Here is an 18,790-nt window from a genome sequence, read left to right on the forward strand (position 1 = left end):
GTTAATGATGAGGTTCGTGAATGCCCCGCAGTTTATGGTTCAAGATTTTTGTTGTGCTGGCCGCCCTCTGGGCGCCGTTTAGTCAGGCCGACACCGGATGGCAGCCTGTTCAGGAGACGATCCGCAAAAGCGAAAAAGATACGCGTCAGTATCAGGCGATCCGTCTTGATAACGACATGGTCGTGCTGCTGGTTTCCGATCCGCAGGCGGTGAAATCGCTGTCGGCGCTGGTGGTGCCGGTGGGATCCCTGCAGGATCCGGCCGATCATCAGGGGCTGGCGCATTTTCTGGAACATATGACGCTGATGGGGTCACAAAAATATCCCCAGCCTGACAGTCTGGCAGAGTTTCTTAAACTGCACGGCGGCAGCCATAACGCCAGCACCGCGCCCTACCGCACCGCGTTCTATCTCGAAGTGGAGAATAATGCGCTGGACGGGGCCGTAGACCGCCTGGCGGATGCCATTGCCGCGCCGCTGCTGGATAAAAAATATGCCGACCGCGAACGTAACGCGGTCAACGCCGAGCTAACCATGGCCCGGACGCGAGACGGGATGCGCATGGCTCAGGTCAGCGCAGAAACCATTAACCCGGCTCACCCGGCGGCCCACTTTTCTGGCGGCAACCTCGAGACGCTCAGCGATAAGCCCGGCAGCCCGGTACTTGATGCGCTGCATACCTTCCGCGATAGCTGGTACTCCGCCAATCTGATGAAGGCGGTGATCTACAGCAACAAGCCGTTGCCGGAGCTGGCGCGCATGGCCGCTGACACCTTTGGCCGCGTGCCGAATCGTCAAATCAGCAGGCCGGAAATAAGCGTGCCGGTGGTAACCGATGCGCAAAAAGGCATCATTATTCACTATGTGCCGGCGATGCCGCGTAAAGTGCTGCGCGTCGAGTTTCGCATCGACAACAACAGCGATCGCTTCCGCAGCAAAACCGATGAGCTGGTCACTTACCTGATCGGCAACCGCAGCCCGGGGACGCTCTCCGACTGGCTGCAAAAGCAGGGACTGGCGGAAGGCATCCGCGCGGATTCTGACCCGGTGGTGAACGGCAACAGCGGCGTGCTGGCGATCTCTGCCACCCTCACCGATAAAGGCCTGGCGCACCGCGACGAAGTGACGGCGGCCATATTCAGCTACCTCGACCTCCTGCGTACCCAGGGCGTCGACAAACGTTACTTTGACGAGCTGGCGCATGTGCTGGCGCTGGATTTCCGCTATCCGTCGATCAACCGTGATATGGATTACGTGGAATGGCTGGCGGATACCATGATCCGGGTGCCGGTCGAGCATGCGCTGGACGTGGTCAACATTGCCGATCGGTACGACCCGCAGGCGATTAAAGACCGGCTGGCGATGATGACCCCGCAGAACGCGCGCATCTGGTATATCAGCCCGCAGGAACCGCATAACAAGACCGCCTATTTTGTCGATGCGCCGTATCAGGTGGATAAGATTAGCGAGCAGACCTTCGCTGACTGGCAGCAAAAAGCGCAGGCCATCAAGCTGCAGCTGCCGGTGCTCAACCCCTATATTCCGGATGATTTCACCCTCATCAAAAGCGATAAAGCCTGGCCGCACCCGCAGCTGATCCTCGATGAACCGACGCTGCGGGTGGTTTATGCCCCGAGCCAGTATTTCGCCAGCGAGCCGAAGGCGGATATCTCCCTGGTGCTGCGTAATCCCCAGGCGATGGACAGCGCTCGCCGGCAGGTGATGTTTGCCCTCAACGATTATCTCGCCGGCATCGCCCTCGATCAGCTCAGTAACCAGGCGGCGGTCGGCGGCATTTCGTTCTCCACCGGCGCCAATAACGGGTTAATGGTCAATGCCAACGGCTACACCCAGCACCTGCCGGCGCTGTTCAGCGACCTGCTGCAGGGGTACTTCAGCTATACGCCGACCGAGGAGCAGCTGGAGCAGGCCAAATCGTGGTATGCGCAAATGATGGACTCCGCTGAGAAGGGCAAAGCCTACGATCAGGCGATAATGCCGATCCAGATGGTCTCCCAGGTTCCGTATTTCCAGCGCGAAGTACGCCGGGCGTTGCTGCCTTCCATCACCTTGCAGGAGGTGCTCGACTACCGCGCCAACCTGAAAACCAAGGGACGCCCTGAACTGATGGTGATCGGCAATATGTCCGCCGATGCCGCCACGACGCTGGCTCGCCAGATCCAGCAGCAGCTGGGCGCTGACGGCAACGAATGGTGCCGCAATAAAGATGTAGTGGTGAACCGGCAGCAGCTGGCGATCTTCAACAAAACGGGCAACAGCACCGACTCTGCGCTGGCCGCGGTGTTCGCGCCGCCCAACGTGGATGAGTTCAGCAGCACCGCCGCCAGCACCCTGCTGGGACAGATTATTCAGCCGTGGTTCTATAACCAGCTGCGTACCGAAGAGCAGCTCGGCTACGCGGTCTTTGCCTTCCCGATGAACGTGGGACGTCAGTGGGGCATGGGCTTCCTGCTGCAAAGTAGCGATAAGCAGCCGGCTTTCCTCTGGCAGCGGTTCCAGGCCTTCTTCCCCACCGCGGAGGCGAAGCTGCGGGCGATGAAGCCGGAAGAGTTTGCCCAGCTCCAGCAAGCGGTGATAAGCCAGATGATGCAGGCGCCGCAGACGCTGGGCGAAGAGGCATCGAAACTGAGCAAAGATTTCGATCGCGGTAATATGCGTTTTGATTCACGTGATAAAGTAGTGGCTCAGATTAAACTGCTGACGCCGCAAAAACTTGCTGACTTCTTCCATCAGACGGTGGTGGAGCCGCAGGGCATGACGATATTGTCCCAGATTTCCGGTAGCCAGAATGGCAAAGCGGACTATGCCCAGCCGGCAGGCGGCAAAGTGTGGGAAAACGTCAGCGCATTGCAGCAATCCTTACCCCTGATGCGAGAGAATGAATGACCGACACCGCTGAGTCTTTGGATCCCCTGCGCTTGCCCTTGAGGGGCGAGCGCCTGATAGAAGCCTCTGCGGGCACCGGAAAAACCTTTACCATCGCCGCGCTGTATCTGCGGCTGCTGCTGGGGCTGGGCGGCGAGGCAGCCTATCCCCGCGCCATCAGCGTTGAAGAACTGCTGGTGGTGACCTTTACCGAGGCGGCGACCGAAGAGCTGCGCGGGCGTATCCGCAGCAACATCCACGAGCTGCGCATCGCCTGTATGCGCGGTGAATCCGATAACCCGCTCTACAGCGCGCTGCTGGCGGAGATCGTCGATAAAGACGACGCCGTAAAGACATTGCTGCTGGCTGAACGGCAGATGGACGAGGCGGCGGTGTTCACCATCCACGGTTTTTGCCAGCGGATGCTGAGCCTTAACGCCTTCGAATCGGGCATGCTGTTCGAGCAGCAGCTGATAGAGGATGAATCCCGCCTGCGCTATCAGGCCTGCGCCGACTTCTGGCGCCGTCACTGTTATCCGCTGACCCGCGATATCGCGGCGGTGATACACGATGTCTGGAAAGGGCCGCGCGATCTGCTGAAGTCCCTTGACCGCTGGCTGCAGGGCGAAGCGCCGCAGCTTAAGTCGCCGCCAGCCGCCGACGAGACGCTGGCCGAACGCCATCAGCAAATCATCGACCGCATTGACTCGCTCAAGCAGCAGTGGCGCGAGCAGGTGGGCGAGATCGAAGGCGTGCTTGAAGATTCGGGTCTTGACCGGCGGAAGTTCAATCGCGGCAACCAGGGCAAATGGCTTGAGAAAGTGACCGCCTGGGCGCAGGAAGAGACGTTGAGCTATCAGTTACCCGACGCGCTGGAGAAATTTGCCCAGTCGTTTCTGCTTGAGCGTACCAAAGCCGGTGGCGAACCGCCCGTACATCCTCTGTTTAGCGCCGTAGAATCGCTGCTGGCCTCGTCGCTGACGCTCACCGATCTGGTGCTGGCGAGAGCGATGGTCGAGATCCGCGATGCGGTCGCGCGCGAAAAGCGCCGCCGCGGCGAGCTGGGGTTTGACGATATGCTCAGCCGGCTTGACGAGGCGCTGCGCGGCGACAGCGGCGAGGCGCTGGCCAGCGCCATTCGCCAGCGTTTTCCGGTGGCGATGATCGACGAATTTCAGGACACCGACCCCCAACAGTACCGGATTTTCCGCCGTATCTGGCGCCAGCAGCCGGAGACGGCGCTGCTGCTGATCGGCGATCCGAAGCAGGCCATCTACGCCTTTCGCGGCGCCGATATCTTTACCTATATGAAAGCGCGCGGCGACGTTGCTGCGCACTACACGCTAGACACCAACTGGCGCTCCTCGCCGGGCATGGTGGGCAGCGTCAACCGGCTGTTCAGCCTCAGCGATAACCCCTTCATGTTTCGCGAGATCCCGTTCCTGCCGGTGAAGGCGGCGGCGAAGAACCAGGGGCTGCGCTTTACCGTTGACGCGGCGGACGTACCGGCGATGAACGTCTGGTTGATGCCCGGCGACACCGTGGGCGCCGGCGATTATCAGACGTTTATGGCGCAGCTCTGCGCCACGCAGATCCGCGACTGGCTAAGCGCTGGTCAGCAGGGGCGCGCGCTGCTGTGGCGTGGGGAAACCTCGCGCCCGGTGCAGGCTTCGGATATTACCGTGCTGGTGCGCAACCGGCTGGAGGCGGCGCAGGTGCGTGAAGCGCTGCAGGCGCTGGGCATCCCTTCGGTCTACCTCTCCAACCGCGACAGCGTTTTTGAGACGCTGGAGGCCCAAGAGCTGCTCTGGCTGCTGCAGGCGGTGTTGTCCCCGGAGCGGGAAAATACCCTGCGCAGCGCGCTGGCGACCTCGATGTTTGGCCTGACCGCGCGGGATATTGAAAATCTCAATCAAGATGAGCAGGCGTGGGACGCGCTGGTGGAGGAGTTCAGTGAATACCGCCAGATCTGGCGTCAGCGCGGGGTGATGCCGATGCTGCGGGCGCTGATGACGGCCCGGCATATCGCCGAGAACCTGCTGGCGACCCGGGGCGGCGAGCGGCGCTTAACCGACATATTGCACATCAGCGAACTGCTGCAGGAGGCGGCCAGCCAGCTGGAAAGCGAGCATGCCCTGGTGCGCTGGCTGACGCAGCATATCGCCGAGCCGGACAGCAACGCTGCCAGCCAGCAGATGCGTCTGGAAAGCGATAAGCACCTGGTGCAAATCGTCACTATTCATAAGTCAAAAGGGCTGGAATATCCCCTGGTCTGGCTGCCGTTTATCGCCCGGTTTCGCAAACAGGACCAGGCGTTCTATCACGATCGCGAGACGTTCGCGGCGGTGCTGGATCTGGGCCAGGATGAGGCCAGCCTCGAACTGGCGGAGGCGGAACGGCTGGCGGAAGATCTGCGCCTGCTGTACGTCGCCTTGACCCGCGCGGTCTGGCACTGCAGCCTCGGCGTAGCGCCCCTCAGCAGCCGAAAGTCCGGCAACAGCGATTTTCATCTGAGCGCCCTGGGGCGGCTGCTGCAGGCGGGCGAAGCCATGGATGCCGCCGGGCTGGCCGCGCGCTTAGCGGACTTCTGCCATGGCGATATTGCATTGCAGAGGCCGGGCGAGCTGGATCTGACCCCGTGGCAGGCGCCGGCGGCGAGCATCCCCCCGCTATCGGCGCGCGAGCTGCAGCGCCGCATCGCCGATGACTGGCGGGTAACCAGCTATTCCGGTCTGCAGCAGCATGGCTTCAGCAGCGGGCAGGATCTGCTGCCACGTCTGGATATCGATGCCGTCGGCGTCGGCGAGGTGGTGGAAGAGCCGCAGCTGACCCCGCACCAGTTCCCGCGCGGCGCTGCGCCGGGGACCTTCCTGCACAGTCTGTTTGAGGAACTGGACTTTACCCAGCCGGTGCCGGACGGATGGATGGCGGAGAAACTGCAGCTGAGCGGATTTGACGCACAGTGGGCGCCGGTGCTGACCGACTGGCTGGGGGGCGTGCTGAAGACCCGCCTGCCGGGGCCGGATATCGCGCTCAATCAGCTTGCGGCGCGGGATAAACAGGTGGAAATGGCATTTTACCTGCCCATCGCGCAGCTGCTGACGGCGGAGCGCCTTGATGCGCTTATCCGCCAGTACGATCCCCTTTCCGCCGACACGCCGCCGCTGGATTTCCGCCAGGTGCGCGGCATGCTGAAGGGTTTTATCGATCTGGTCTTCCGCCACGAAGGCCGCTATTACCTGCTGGATTACAAATCCAACTGGCTGGGGGAAGATCGCGAGGCCTATACCCGGCCGGCGATGGAGCAGGCGATGCGGGCCCACCGCTACGATCTGCAGTATCAGCTGTACAGCCTGGCGCTGCACCGCTATCTGCGCCACCGGCTGGCCGATTACGACTATGACCGCCACTTCGGCGGCGTGATTTATCTCTTCCTGCGCGGCATGGACGGTCAGGAGGGGGGGCAGGGGATCTTCACTACCCGGCCGGTGCGACCGCTGATTGACGGTCTGGATCAGCTTTTTGCCGGAGAAACTCAGGAGGAGGCCTCATGACTTTTGATCAACTACTGCTGGCGGCGGTGGAGCAGCGTCTGCTGCGGCCGCTGGACGTCCAGTTTGCCCTGATGGTGGCGCAAAACGATCCGCCGGCGGTCAAGCTGGCGGCGGCCTTGCTGAGCCGCGATGCCGGCGAGGGGCACGTGTGCCTGCCGCTCTCGCGGCTGAGCGGCGACGAGGCGCTCAGCGGGAAAGCGGGGGAGATCCGCGATCGGCTGCTGGCCGACGCCGGCGCGCCGGAGGACTGGCCCGCGCTGCTGCTCGCTTCGTCGGCGGTGAGCTGCGGCGATGCCCCGGCGCCGATGATTTTATGCGGCGACCGGCTCTATCTGAACCGGATGTGGCGCAACGAGCTGACCGTCGCCCGCTTCTTCAACGAAGCCAACCGGGTGCTGGAGATGGATGAGGCCCGGCTGGCGGCAACCCTCAATGCCCTGTTCCCTGCTACCGGCGAAACCGACTGGCAAAAAGTTGCCGCGGCGGTGGCGCTGACCCGCCGCATCTCGGTGATCTCCGGCGGTCCCGGGACCGGGAAGACCACCACCGTGGCCAAACTTCTGGCGGCGCTGATCCAGATTGAAGATAGTCCGCGCTGTCGTATTCGTCTGGCGGCGCCGACGGGGAAAGCGGCGGCGCGCCTGACCGAATCGCTGGGCGCGGCGCTGAGAAAACTGCCGCTGACCGACGCGCAGAAAGCGTTGATTCCCACCGAGGCCAGCACGCTGCATCGTCTGCTGGGCGCCCAGCCAGGCAGCCAGCGCATGCGCTATCACGCCGGCAACCCGCTGCATCTCGACGTGCTGGTGGTGGATGAAGCCTCGATGATCGACCTGCCGATGATGTCGCGGCTCATCGACGCGCTGCCGGCTCACGGGCGGGTGATCTTCCTCGGCGATCGTGACCAGCTGGCCTCGGTAGAAGCGGGGGCGGTGCTGGGCGATATCTGCGCCTGGGCGAGCTCGGGCTACACCGCCGCGCGGGCGCAGGAGCTGACCCGGCTGACCGGTTCGCCGGTACCAGCGGGCGAGGGGGCTATCGCTGGCGCGCTGAGAGACAGCTTGTGCCTGCTGCAAAAGAGCTATCGCTTCGGCAGTCACTCCGGCATCGGGAGCCTGGCGCGGGCGGTGAACGCTGGCGCGCGCGCGGCGGTGAAGGCCACGCTGCGCCAGCCGTTTGACGATATCGCGCTTCATCCCCTCAGTACGACCGAAGAGTACGAAGCCATGCTCGGCGCGGCCCAGCAGGGCTATGAGCACTACCTGCAGCTGCGCCGCGAGCGGGCGGAACCGCAGGCCATGCTGGCCGCCTTCAGCGAATTTCAGCTGCTGTGCGCGCTGCGGGAAGGGCCGTACGGCGTGAGCGGCGTCAATGAGCGGCTGGAGCAGCGGCTCAACCGCCAGCGGGCGATCGCCCTGCCGCGCCACTCCCGCTGGTATGACGGCCGGCCGATTATGATCGCGCGCAACGACAGCGCGCTGGGGCTGTTTAACGGCGATATCGGCATCGCCCTGGAGCGCAACGGCGAGCTGCGGGTATGGTTCCTGATGCCCGACGGCGTCATCAAGTCGGTGCAGCCGAGCCGCCTGCCGGAGCATGACACCGCCTGGGCGATGACCGTGCATAAATCGCAGGGCTCCGAGTTCGACCATGCGGCGCTGATCCTGCCGGCGCGCAGCGTTCCTCTGGTGACACGCGAACTGGTCTATACCGCGATCACCCGCGCAAAACGGCGATTGTCGCTCTATGCCGACGAGCAGGTGCTCTCCCAGGCCATTGTGACCCGCACCGAGCGGCGCAGCGGCCTGGCGGAGATTTTCGCCGGGCGCGAAGCCCCCTGAGACGCCGGGTCCGGGCGATGGAAAATGCTGCAGCCGTTGCCCGGGCTGGCGGAAAAATCAGTAACTGAAGAACAGAGGGATAAGCCAGAGCGCCGAGATCGAGTTCATGGCGAAAAAGCGGACTGCTGCGCCGCCGGCCAGCGGTGGGGTGGAACAGCGGGCACAAAAAATCACCAGCGAGGAGATGAGAAGATTCATGCCGGACGTCAGGGCCAGCAGAAATAATATCGCCACGGCGGCGCCAAGCGCGGCATAGCCATTCTGATGATGGCGCTGGTTGTCCCAGAGCAACAAAATCAACAGCAACCACGGATAGAGGGCGACCGCGGCGGTAATGAGGTTGATATGTCTGACCAGCCAGTTCGGTTGGGTTTCCATTCGTTAAGCGATCCTTGCAGGGCGGGTGGTGACCGTGGCGCCAGTCGATATCCTGTCGACAGCCAGTAGCATATCGGTGAGCCAGCGAGAAAGATATGGTCTGCGCGGAAACCAGGAATTTAGCCCGCGTGCCGCACGTCAGATCGGCGCGAAGAGGGGGATACCGGCCTCGGGGATAACGCGATGAGCGTCGCGCTATCCCGGGCCGTTAGAAAGGGGGGAGAAGGAGCTAAGCGAGGTCGGCCATCAGCACCTTCGACCGGCGCTGATAGTTATACATTTGCTTTTTACTCTCCGGCAGCAGGTCGATATCCACCGGCGTGAAGCCGCGCTCCTGGAACCAGTGGATGCTGCGGGTGGTTAACACGAACAGCTTGCTCAGGCCCATCTGTCTGGCCTGGGCGGCAATACGCTCCAGCAGCACCTCTCCCCGCGACGAGCTCCGGTAATCCGGATGCACCGCCACGCAGGCCATTTCGCCGATCTTCTCTTCCGGGAAAGGGTAGAGGGCGGCGCAGGCGATGGTGGTGTTATCGCGCTGAATAATGGTGAACTTGTCGATCTCCATCTCCAGCTGTTCGCGGGAGCGGCGCACCAGGATGCCTTGCTGCTCCAGCGGGCTTATGAGCTCAAGAATACCGCCGATATCGTTGATGGTCGCCCGACGGATCTGCTCCGCGCTCTCCATGACGATTTGGGTGCCGATGCCGTCGCGTGAGAACAGCTCCTGCAGCAGCGCGCCATTTTCCTGATAGCTGATCAGGTGGCAGCGCCGCACGCCGCTGCGGCAGGCCTTCACCGCCCCGCGCAGGAAGCGCACGGTGCCAGAGTTATAATCTTCGTCCGCTTCCAGCTCTTCGACGCGGGCCTGCGCTTCATTGGGGAACAGTTCAGAGACAATTTCCCCGGCCTGGTTGTAAACCCCTTGCGACGAACAGAAGCCGATCATTTTCTCCGCCTTCAGCTTGATGGCCAGCTGGGTGGCGATCTCCTCCGAAGTCAGGTTAAAGCTCTCGCCGGTGACCGACACCGCGACCGGCCCCATCAGGACAATGGCGCCGCTGTCGAGCTGGCGATGAATCGCCTCTTCGTCAATGCGGCGAATGCGCCCGCTGTGGCAATAATCGACGCCGTCATCGACGCCCAGCGGCTGGGCGATGATAAAGTTGCCGCTGACGACATTGATATGGGCCCCCTGCAGCGGGGTGTTGTTGAGGCTCATCGACAGGCGGGCGGTGATCTCCAGCTGCAGCATCCCCGCCGCCTGCTTAACCAGCTCCAGCGTTTTGGCGTCAGTCACTCGCGTCTGCTTGTGATAGACCGGCTCGTGGTGGTGCTCGGCGAGATTAGCGTCAATCTGCGGGCGGGCGCCATAGACCACCACCAGGCGAATGCCCAGGCTATGCAATAGTCCTATGTCATTGACAATATTTGAAAAATTTTCATGCTCAATGGCTTCGCCGCCCAGCATGATGACAAACGTTTTTCCCCGATGGGCATTTATATAGGGAACAGAATGGCGGAATCCTTCTACCAGTTCAGTGCGACGTTCCTTCACCATGACAAACCCTCAATGCATGATTATTCGTAATTATTGTATTTTTATTCTGTTTTGCCGTTAAACGCAAGCCCCAATTTGAGGCTAAGCCACGAAAAACATGTGACCCGGCGCAGGGTGTCAATGAATGTTTACCCTTTTATAGATGACAGGTTATATGCCTTTCGTTAAAGTTTCTGGTCAATCTGTTTGTTTTGGGTATAAATGCGTTTTTATTGCTTGGGAGTGGCATGTCGGGAAACAACTCTGGATTAAGCCGTCGCCGTCTGCTGCAGGGCGCGGGCGCCATGTGGTTAATGAGCGTGAGCCCCGTTGGGCTGGCCGCCGCCGCGCGGGTGGTCGCTGTTCGCGTCTGGCCAGCATCGACCTACACGCGCGTCACGGTGGAATCGAATCATGTGCTGAAATACCGGCAGTTTGCCCTCAGTAATCCGGAACGGGTGGTGGTGGATCTGGAAGGGGTTAATCTCAACTCGGTGCTGAAAGGCATGGGGGGGCAGATCCGCGATGACGATCCCTTTATTAAGTCCGCCCGCGTGGGCCAGTTTGATCCGCAAACCGTGCGCATGGTCTTCGAGCTCAAGCAGAACGTTAAGCCGCAGCTGTTTGCCCTCGCGCCGGTAGCTGGCTTTAAAGAGCGTCTGGTGATGGATCTCTACCCCGCCAACGCCACCGATGTTCAGGATCCGCTACTGGCGCTGCTCGAGGATTACAACAAAGGCGATCTGGAGCGACAGGTGCCGCCGGCGCAAAGCGGGCCGCAGCCGGGCAAAGCCGGGCGCGACCGGCCGATTGTCATCATGCTCGATCCCGGCCACGGTGGCGAAGACTCTGGCGCCGTGGGCAAGTATCGCACCCGCGAGAAAGACGTGGTGCTGCAAATTGCCCGCCGCCTGCGGGCGCTAATCGACAAAGAAGGCAATATGAAGGCCTATATGACCCGCAACGAAGACGTGTTTATCCCGTTGAAGGTGCGTGTCGCCAAGGCGCAGAAGCAGCGCGCCGACCTGTTCGTTTCGATTCACGCCGACGCCTTTACCAGCCGCCAGCCCAGCGGCTCCTCGGTGTTTGCGCTCTCCACCAAGGGGGCCACCAGTACCGCGGCAAAATATCTCGCCCAGACGCAGAACGCCTCGGATCTGATCGGTGGGGTCAGCAAGAGCGGCGATCGCTATGTCGACCACACCATGTTCGATATGGTGCAGTCCCTCACCATCGCCGACAGCCTCAAATTTGGTAAGGCAGTGCTGGAGAAAATGGGCAATATCAATAACCTGCACAAGAACCGGGTAGAGCAGGCGGGCTTTGCGGTGCTGAAGGCGCCGGATATCCCCTCCATTCTGGTGGAGACGGCGTTTATCAGTAACGTGGAAGAGGAGCGGAAGCTGAAAACGGCCAAATTCCAGCAGCAGGTGGCCGAGTCGATCCTCGCCGGGATTAAAGCCTACTTCGCCGACGGTGCGACGCTGGCCCGCCGCGGATAACCACACAGGAAAGGGACATGGCCTTACTGAAAAGCGCCCATGGCGGCAATATCCGCGAGGCCGCCGCCCTGCTGGGCATTGCGCCCGGCGAACTGCTGGACTTTAGCGCCAACATCAATCCGCTGGGAATGCCCGCCTCGCTCAGGCAGGCGATCGTCGACAATCCCGGCTGCGCCGAGCGCTACCCTGACGTTGAGTATCAACAGCTGCATCAGGCGCTGGCAGCCCACCATCGGCTGCCGGCGGCGCATATCCTCGCCGGCAACGGCGAAACTGAATCGATCTTCACCCTTGTCCACGGCCTTAAGCCGCGGCGGGCGATGATCGTCATTCCCGGATTCGCAGAGTACCGGCGCGCGCTGCAGACTGTGGACTGCGAGGTGGTGGAGTATGCCCTGCAGGAGCGCGATGGCTGGCAGCTGACCGACGGGATCCTCAATGCTCTCACGCCGGCGCTGGACTGCCTGTTTCTCTGCACCCCGAACAACCCCACTGGTCTGCTGCCGGAGCGTGGCCTGCTGGAAGCCATTGCGCAACGCTGTCGGGCGCTGAATATCAGCCTGATCCTCGATGAAGCCTTCCTCGACTTTATTCCCGATCAGCCGGGGTTTATTCCCCTGTTGGCGCAGTATCCGCACGTTTGGGTTCTGCGCTCGCTGACCAAATTTTATGCTATTCCGGGGCTGCGTCTAGGCTACCTGCTCAACGCTGACGCCCGGGCGGTGGCCCGGCTGCGCGAGCGACAAATGCCATGGTCCATCAATGCCTATGCCGCTCTGGCCGGGGAGATCATTCTTCAGGACCGGGCGTATCAGCGGGCCACCTGGCAGTGGCTGCAGGAGGAGGGAGCGCGTTTCTACGCGCAGCTTCAGGAGATGGCCGGGCTGACCGTGTGGCCCGGGCGCGCCAACTACCTGTTCTTGCGCTGTGACAGACCCGATCTTGACCTGCAATACGCCCTGCTGCGCCAGCACGTGTTGATCCGCAGCTGCGCCAACTACCCGGGGCTGGATAGCCGCTATTTCCGGGTGGCGATCCGCAGCGCCGGCGAAAACGACCAGCTGCTGGCGGCGCTGCGCCGGGCGCTGGCCTGAGCCCTACTGCAGGGTGACGCCCCCCGGCACCATCGCCAGCAGATGCTGTTGCGGCCAGTGGGCGGCGATGCCGCGCTCTGCCAGCCGCCATTGCAAAAAATCCACGTCATGACGACGGCGGTCCAGCAGCAGGCCGACGACGCTGCCGCTGTGCGCCACGTTGAGGCCATACAATCCTGCGCTTTCCACCAGCTCCAGCAGCGCGTCAAACCCCGGCTTGGGCAACAGCTGCTGGCTGGCGATGGCGCTAATAGTGGCCGCTTCGCCCAGCAGCTGCGGGCTGCCATGCTGGCAGGCCTGCTGCACTTTCTCCCACGCCAGCTGCAGCCGGGAGGCGTTAGCCAGCAGACCCGCCTCGCGCGGCAGCTGATGGTAGTCGGTGGTACGCAGCGTCAGCGGGCTCTCCAGCACTAACAGGTCGAGCGCCGGTGGCGCAGGGCAGGCGATTTGGGTAGCGGCGGTATTATGATCGAACAGCGTCAGTTGGTGGAACAGGGTGCTGTCGGTGGGCTCCAGCGCGACGCACAGACGCGCCAGCGTCGGCTCATCCAGCGCGTGGCCCAGATGATGGGCGGTGGCCACCGCGGTGGCGGCGATATCGGCGGTGCTGCTGGCCATCCCTTTGGCTACCGGGATCGTCGAGTGCAGGGTGATGCGGATCTGCTGACTCAGCGCCGCCGGGTAGCCCCAGTGGGCCAGCAGTTGGTCGACCATCGCCCGCGACAGCGGCCGCTCATCGTTGCGCGGTTTGCCGGTCTCGACCTCGACGGTGCTGTACCAGTCCACCGGGCAGGAGACCAGCTTCTCGCTGCCGAGGATCCAGCCCTGGATAAGTTCTCCGCATGAGGCGGGACATTGTGCAACGGCCACGTTTTCACCTTTCCGCTTACCTTCGCCAGGGCGCATAGTGGCACGGCGACCCGCCGGTTACCATGATTCTCCGCAAAGGGGAGAGGCGTCGTTTAGGCTGGTACCGCCAGCTCGCGCGCCTGCGGCAGCGCCAGGCGCATCACATCGCGGGCGATCATCAGCTCTTCATTAGTTTTGATCACCGCCACTTTGACCATCGCATTTTCGGCCTGAATAAAGGTGGCGTTGTGCTGGTTTTTCTCTTCATCGACCGAGAGCCCGAGGAAATTCAGGTTATGGCAGATGGCGCTCCTGGCTCGGGCGGAGTTTTCGCCGATGCCGCCGGTAAAGATCAGCGCGTCCAGGCCGCCCATCTGCATAATATAGCTGCCGATAGTGGCGCGAATGCGCTCAGCAAACAGCGAGAGCGCCAGGGCTGCCTGACGATTACCGCTGTCCGCCGCCTGCTCGACATCGCGATAATCGTGCGAGACGCCGGAAACGCCCAGCAGGCCGGACTCGTTATTCAGCAGCTGATTCAGCTGCTCCGGCGTTTTACCCTCATGCAGCGCCAGCCACGGTAGAATCGACGGATCGATATCGCCGCTGCGGGTGCCCATCATCACCCCAGACTGCGGCGTAAAGCCCATTGAAGTGTTAACCGAACGCCCGCCTTTGATGGCGCAAACGCTGCTGCCGTTGCCGAGATGACAGCACACTACGCGCAGAGCGCTCAATGGTACGCCCAGCTTTTCCGCCAGCGTCGCGCTGACGTACTTATGGCTGGTGCCGTGGAAGCCGTAACGGCGAATGCCCAGCTCGCTGTAGTAGCGCCACGGCAGCGGATAGATAAAGGCGCGCTCATCCAGCGTCTGGTGAAAAGCGGTATCAAACACCGCCACCGACGGCGCGTCGGGCAGCAGCTGGCGGAACACTTTGATGCCTAAGGCATTTACCGGGTTATGCAGCGGGGCCAGCTCTGCCAGGCGCTCGATTTCCGCTAAGGTTTCATCGGTGACCGGCGTCGAATCCTTAAAGCGCTCCCCGCCGTGCGCCACGCGGTGGCCGACGCCATCGATATCCTGCAAGCTCTGGATAATCCGATGGTTGAGGAGCTTTTCAAGCAGCAGGGTGACGGCTTCACGGTGATCGGCGATCGGCGCCGTCTCCTGCCATTTCTGCTCCGGCGTTTTGAGAGTCACCTGGGCGTTTGCCATGCCGATACGTTCGATTAATCCCTGGCAGAGCATGTCGCCCTGCGGCATCTCCAGCAGCTGGAATTTTAACGATGAACTGCCGGCGTTAATGGCCATGATTTTGTAAGACATCATAAAGGTTCCTTCGAATTCAGAAAATCCAGCACGGCATCAAGACCCAGGTTATTCAGCGCGCTGGTAACAAAAATCTGCCGGGCGCCAGCCTGCTTAAGCCACTCTCCGATAAGCGAGATACGCTGCGGGTCAGCGAGGTCAGCTTTGGTGACCAGGCCGATGGTCGGGCGATTCATCGGGACGGTAAACCCCGGAGAAAACGGCGACCACTGGGCATCGGCATTCAGCACCAGCGCGATAACGTCGGCCTCGCAGGCGCTGGTTAACAGGGCGCTATAAAGGCAGCGGTTCTCCAGATATTCGCCCGGCGTGTCGATGGCCATTGGCGACCACTCAATCGCCTGAGTTTTCTTGTAATGGAGCGCTTCACCTCGCAGACCCTGGGTGAGCGAGGTTTTCCCACACTGGCTGGGACCGATAAGCATCAGACGTTTCATCGCGTTACGTCCGGGTGATAGTGCAGGTTGTAAACTGCATCATTTCACCCAGCGTGCGCGTCACCTGCTTGAGGGCATACTCGACGGCGGAAACGTCGCCGGTCAGCACCACGGCGCCGGTAAAGCGGTCAAGAAAACCAATTTCTACTGCGCCGGATTTAGTGGCGATATCGCAGGCGATAATCGACGCCTCGCTGGGCGTAATGGTGAGGATGCCAATGGCGGATACCGCATCCTGCAGACCCAGCTTCTTAAAGAGATCTTTCCCCGGATTGGCAATCAGGTGCGCGAGGGTAACCTGTTTCCCGGGAACGTATTCCTGAATCATGCGATCCGTTGTTGGCTGTCTTTCCATCATCCCTCCACCATCTGTCGCCACATGGCTTCATGCGGGCGCGGGATCACCGAGCGGTAAACCAGCAGCCCTTTTTCGCCCGCGCTTTCGCTGGCAACCGTCACGGCGTTGTTGACGTCAGAAACGTCGCCCGCCACCACCATGTAGCATTTACCCCCGATGCCGAAGGCCATATGCACCCGCACCAGGGTGACGTTTGAGCCTTTTACCGCCCGGTCAGCGGCGCTGATGCAGGCCGCCACGCTCCAGGTTTCGACGATACCTATCGCCTGACGCTTATCGACGTTATTCAGGCCGCTGATGGCCGGAAGTACGCTGGGATGAATATTCGCCAGCACCAGGCTGTCGACGAGCATCTCACCGGCCTGCGACGTACCGGTTTCAATGGCCTGCTGGATAGCGCCGATATCGCCGCCGAGCATCAGCAAAAACTTCCCCGGACAGATGGTCTTGCTGACCAGCAGATTAACGTTGGCGCTTTTCAGCATCGCATCGCCGAGTTCCATCCCTTTGGCAATGCTGGTGAGTTCTAAAATTCCTATAGCCTGAGACATGGTTAACCTCTTACAACCGTGATGGCCTGTTCGCTGATGGCCGCAATAACGCCGTCAATACTGGCGTGAACCGGCGCGCCTAATGCGCCTGCCGGAATATCGGCAACGCATTGTCCGCGCGTAACGCGTTCCCCAACCGCAACGTTGGGCACCGCGCCGGCGCCGATATGCTGGCGCAGCTGCAAAGTCACTTTTTCTACCGATGGTTCGTCTTCAACCAGCGGCGCCTCCTGGTACCAGGAGCTTAATCCCAGTTTGGCGATCAATCGCTTCACCGGTACGAGGCGGTATTTCGCCATTTCGTCGGCAGGATACAGCGGCCCTTCATAGCGCTGGTTTTGCGCGCGCAGCTCGCGTTTCAGCATGCGGTTGATGCGCATCGGCGAAATGCCGACCGGGCAGGCCACGCTTTCGCAGACGTTGCACTCCGAGCAGGTGAGGGCGCTAAGCAGCAGCTGCGGCGTAGCGGCCTGATGAAAGTTCACTGCCCGCACCAGCAGGTGCGGAGAGAGTTCGTGGCCGATCAGATGCCGTGGGCAGAGATCGGTACACAGCCGGCACTGCTCGCAGACGGTGCGAGCCACGGAAAGCACCGTGCGTTCGTCCTGCATTCTCCGCTGAATAAGCGGATGGCTTTTCGGCAGCACCAGCAGGCCGCCGGTGGTTTTGGTCACCGGGTTATCGAGAGAGGTGATCAGGCCGCCCATCATCGGACCGCCGTTAATAAAACCGGGGTCATCGACCGTCGCGCCGCCCGCCAGCGCCAGTACTTCGCGCAGCGGCATGCCGATGGGGACCGTGACGGTCAGCGGTCGGGCGACCGCGCCGTTAACGGTCAGCGTGCGGCGGGTCACCGCAAACTGCTGCTCAACCGCACGGGCAATATTCAGTACCGTTTGTACGTTATTGACCACCACGCCGACGCTGGCCGGCAGCGCGGCGGGCGCGACCCGGCGACCGGTTGCCAGCCAGACGGTCAGCACTTCATCGCCCGCGGGATAGACATCCGGCAGAATATGCAGACGGATACCGGCAGGCAGCAGCGGGGTAAGGGCGTCGATAGCCCGGCGGTATTTTTCTTTCAGGGCAATGACCCCTTCGCGCGCGCCGGTCGCCGTCATGGCGTACTGCACGCCGCGCACAAGGCGAGCAGCCTGCTGCCACATCAGCTGTTGGTCAACTTTGAGCATCGGTTCGCACTCGGCGGCGTTGACCAGAAAAATCTCTACCTGCGCCTGTAGCTTAACGTGGGCGGGAAACCCCGCTCCGCCCGCGCCGACGACGCCCGCTGCGCGCACGCGCTCGCGGATTTCATCGGCGCTATGGGTTATTTCAACCGCGTTGACCGCGCTATTCATAGCAGTTCCTCCAGCAGTTCGCGAATTTCCCCGGCGCTAGCCGGGCGCGGGTTGGTGCGCAACGTGACGTCCGCCAGCGCGGCCTGCACCATCGCCGGAATACGTGCGGAAAAGTCGGATCTTCCTTCTTTAAGCGCAACGGCCAGCGAGGGAAGCGCACAGCTCTGCTTGAGTCGTTCGATCTGCTGAATCAGCGCATTGATCGCCGTGATGTCGTTGGCTTCTGCCGGGCAAAAGCCGCAGGCTTTGGCCAGCCGCGCGTAGCGTTTGCCGGCGCGTGGATTGCCGGCGTTAAAGCGGATAACCTGGGTTAACAGCAGCGCGTTGGCCAGGCCATGCGGCAGATGAAACTGCCCGCCAAGCTGGTGAGCTATGGCATGGTTAAGCCCTAATCCCGCCTGGCTGAAGGCCATCCCGGCGAGGGTTGAGGCGTTATGCATTTTCCCACGCGTCGCCACGCAGTCACCTTTTTCCACCGCCGTGAGCAGATACAGGAACACCAGTTTGGCGGCTTTTTCCGCCAGCGCGTCGGTAAAGTCGCTGGCGTGCGGCGAAACCCACGCCTCCAGCGCATGGGTCAGCACGTCCATACCGGTGTTGGCCGTAATCTGCGGCGGTACGCTGACCACCAGCTCCGGGTCCAGGATCGCCATATCCGGATACAGCGCATTGTTGAACAGTGGATACTTAATGCCTTTATCCGGGTCGCTAATTACGCAGGCGCTGGTCACTTCCGAGCCGGTGCCGCTGGTGGTTGGTATGGCCACGCAGGTTTCGATGTTGATGCCGCTCTGCTGGCTGAACCAGACGATAGCTTTCGCCGCGTCCATTGCCGAACCGCCGCCGAAGCCGATGACCACCTGCGGACGCAGGGCCTGCATTTGCGCAATCCCCTGCACCACGGTATGGATAGTAGGGTCCGGCGTTATCTCGCTAAAGACGCTGATGCGGTTATCTGCGGGCAACGCGTTACGCAGGGTATCCAGCAGCGGCGAACGCGCCAGAAAGCCATCGCAGATTATCCAGATGTGCTTATTGGTAAAGCGCTTGAGCACCGCCAGACTGCCCTGACCGCTGTACAACCGCGTTTGTAGTGAGAAAGTATTCATCGC

14 protein-coding genes are annotated in these 18,790 nt (G+C 61.7%); 5 read left to right on the plus strand and 9 right to left on the minus strand.

All coding sequences use genetic code 11. From position 1 onward, the window contains the following. The first annotated feature begins 20 nt into the window (after positions 1 to 20). From ptrA to recD, 3 genes are read left to right on the plus strand one after another with little or no spacing between them, the layout of a single operon-like run. On the plus strand, positions 21 to 2,906 hold the full coding sequence (ptrA, locus tag ABLV76_RS10595; protein WP_017899232.1) for a pitrilysin: 2,886 nt from the start codon (positions 21 to 23) through the stop codon (positions 2,904 to 2,906). Beyond that, positions 2,903 to 6,439, plus strand: a complete 3,537-nt coding sequence (recB, locus tag ABLV76_RS10600) for an exodeoxyribonuclease V subunit beta (RefSeq protein ID WP_017899231.1) — start codon at positions 2,903 to 2,905, stop codon at positions 6,437 to 6,439. Before ptrA ends, recB begins: the two co-directional genes overlap by 4 nt. Further along, on the plus strand, positions 6,436 to 8,280 hold the full coding sequence (recD, locus tag ABLV76_RS10605; protein ID WP_108433608.1) for an exodeoxyribonuclease V subunit alpha: 1,845 nt from the start codon (positions 6,436 to 6,438) through the stop codon (positions 8,278 to 8,280). Before recB ends, recD begins: the two co-directional genes overlap by 4 nt. Positions 8,281 to 8,337: 57 nt before the next feature. Here recD and ABLV76_RS10610 read toward each other — a convergent pair whose 3' ends face one another. Both ABLV76_RS10610 and argA read right to left on the minus strand, forming a co-directional pair. Next, on the minus strand, positions 8,338 to 8,658 hold the full coding sequence (locus ABLV76_RS10610; RefSeq protein WP_017899229.1) for a hypothetical protein: 321 nt from the start codon (positions 8,656 to 8,658) through the stop codon (positions 8,338 to 8,340). A 229-nt stretch (positions 8,659 to 8,887) separates the two neighbouring features. Continuing rightward, positions 8,888 to 10,219 (minus strand): amino-acid N-acetyltransferase, encoded by a 1,332-nt coding sequence (argA, locus tag ABLV76_RS10615; RefSeq protein ID WP_004149616.1) that lies wholly within the window; start codon positions 10,217 to 10,219, stop codon positions 8,888 to 8,890. Between the two features lie 227 nt (positions 10,220 to 10,446). Here argA and amiC point away from each other — a divergent pair, with 227 nt between their 5' ends. Together amiC and cobD are read left to right on the plus strand one after the other, a co-directional pair. Beyond that, complete coding sequence (gene amiC / locus ABLV76_RS10620; RefSeq protein ID WP_017899228.1) at positions 10,447 to 11,700, plus strand: N-acetylmuramoyl-L-alanine amidase AmiC; 1,254 nt, start codon at positions 10,447 to 10,449, stop codon at positions 11,698 to 11,700. A gap of 17 nt (positions 11,701 to 11,717) precedes the next feature. Then, positions 11,718 to 12,794, plus strand: coding sequence for a threonine-phosphate decarboxylase CobD (gene cobD / locus ABLV76_RS10625; RefSeq protein WP_043520857.1), 1,077 nt, complete (start codon positions 11,718 to 11,720; stop codon positions 12,792 to 12,794). A gap of 3 nt (positions 12,795 to 12,797) precedes the next feature. On the opposite strand, the gene ABLV76_RS10630 is transcribed toward cobD, so the two are convergent. The 7 genes from ABLV76_RS10630 to pduQ all read right to left on the minus strand — a co-directional run bounded on the left by ABLV76_RS10630 (position 12,798) and on the right by pduQ (position 18,787). Next, entirely contained in the window at positions 12,798 to 13,664 is an 867-nt protein-coding gene (locus ABLV76_RS10630) for an L-threonine kinase (RefSeq protein WP_065696839.1), read from the minus strand. A 92-nt stretch (positions 13,665 to 13,756) separates the two neighbouring features. After that, positions 13,757 to 14,971 (minus strand): acetate/propionate family kinase, encoded by a 1,215-nt coding sequence (locus ABLV76_RS10635; RefSeq protein WP_048295864.1) that lies wholly within the window; start codon positions 14,969 to 14,971, stop codon positions 13,757 to 13,759. After that, positions 14,971 to 15,411 carry a propanediol utilization protein PduV gene (pduV, locus tag ABLV76_RS10640; protein WP_065878777.1) on the minus strand — a complete coding sequence of 147 codons (441 nt, stop codon included), beginning with the start codon at positions 15,409 to 15,411 and terminating at the stop codon, positions 14,971 to 14,973. Before pduV ends, ABLV76_RS10635 begins: the two co-directional genes overlap by 1 nt. 4 nt (positions 15,412 to 15,415) lie before the next feature. Further along, positions 15,416 to 15,766 (minus strand): propanediol utilization microcompartment protein PduU, encoded by a 351-nt coding sequence (gene pduU, locus ABLV76_RS10645; RefSeq protein WP_004205469.1) that lies wholly within the window; start codon positions 15,764 to 15,766, stop codon positions 15,416 to 15,418. Next, a complete protein-coding gene (gene pduT / locus ABLV76_RS10650; protein ID WP_348878302.1) occupies positions 15,766 to 16,320 on the minus strand; it encodes a propanediol utilization microcompartment protein PduT in 555 nt (184 codons plus the stop codon). The genes pduU and pduT overlap by 1 nt, the downstream gene beginning before the upstream one ends. 2 nt (positions 16,321 to 16,322) lie before the next feature. Further along, positions 16,323 to 17,678: a cobalamin reductase PduS gene (pduS, locus tag ABLV76_RS10655; RefSeq protein WP_348878303.1), complete on the minus strand. Its 1,356-nt coding sequence runs from the start codon at positions 17,676 to 17,678 to the stop codon at positions 16,323 to 16,325. After that, positions 17,675 to 18,787 (minus strand): 1-propanol dehydrogenase PduQ, encoded by a 1,113-nt coding sequence (gene pduQ / locus ABLV76_RS10660; RefSeq protein WP_348878304.1) that lies wholly within the window; start codon positions 18,785 to 18,787, stop codon positions 17,675 to 17,677. The genes pduS and pduQ overlap by 4 nt, the downstream gene beginning before the upstream one ends. Positions 18,788 to 18,790 lie beyond the last annotated feature (3 nt).

Origin of the sequence: Klebsiella sp. GB_Kp047, from assembly GCF_040065235.1 — a bacterium.
Taxonomy (GTDB): domain Bacteria; phylum Pseudomonadota; class Gammaproteobacteria; order Enterobacterales; family Enterobacteriaceae; genus Klebsiella; species Klebsiella quasipneumoniae.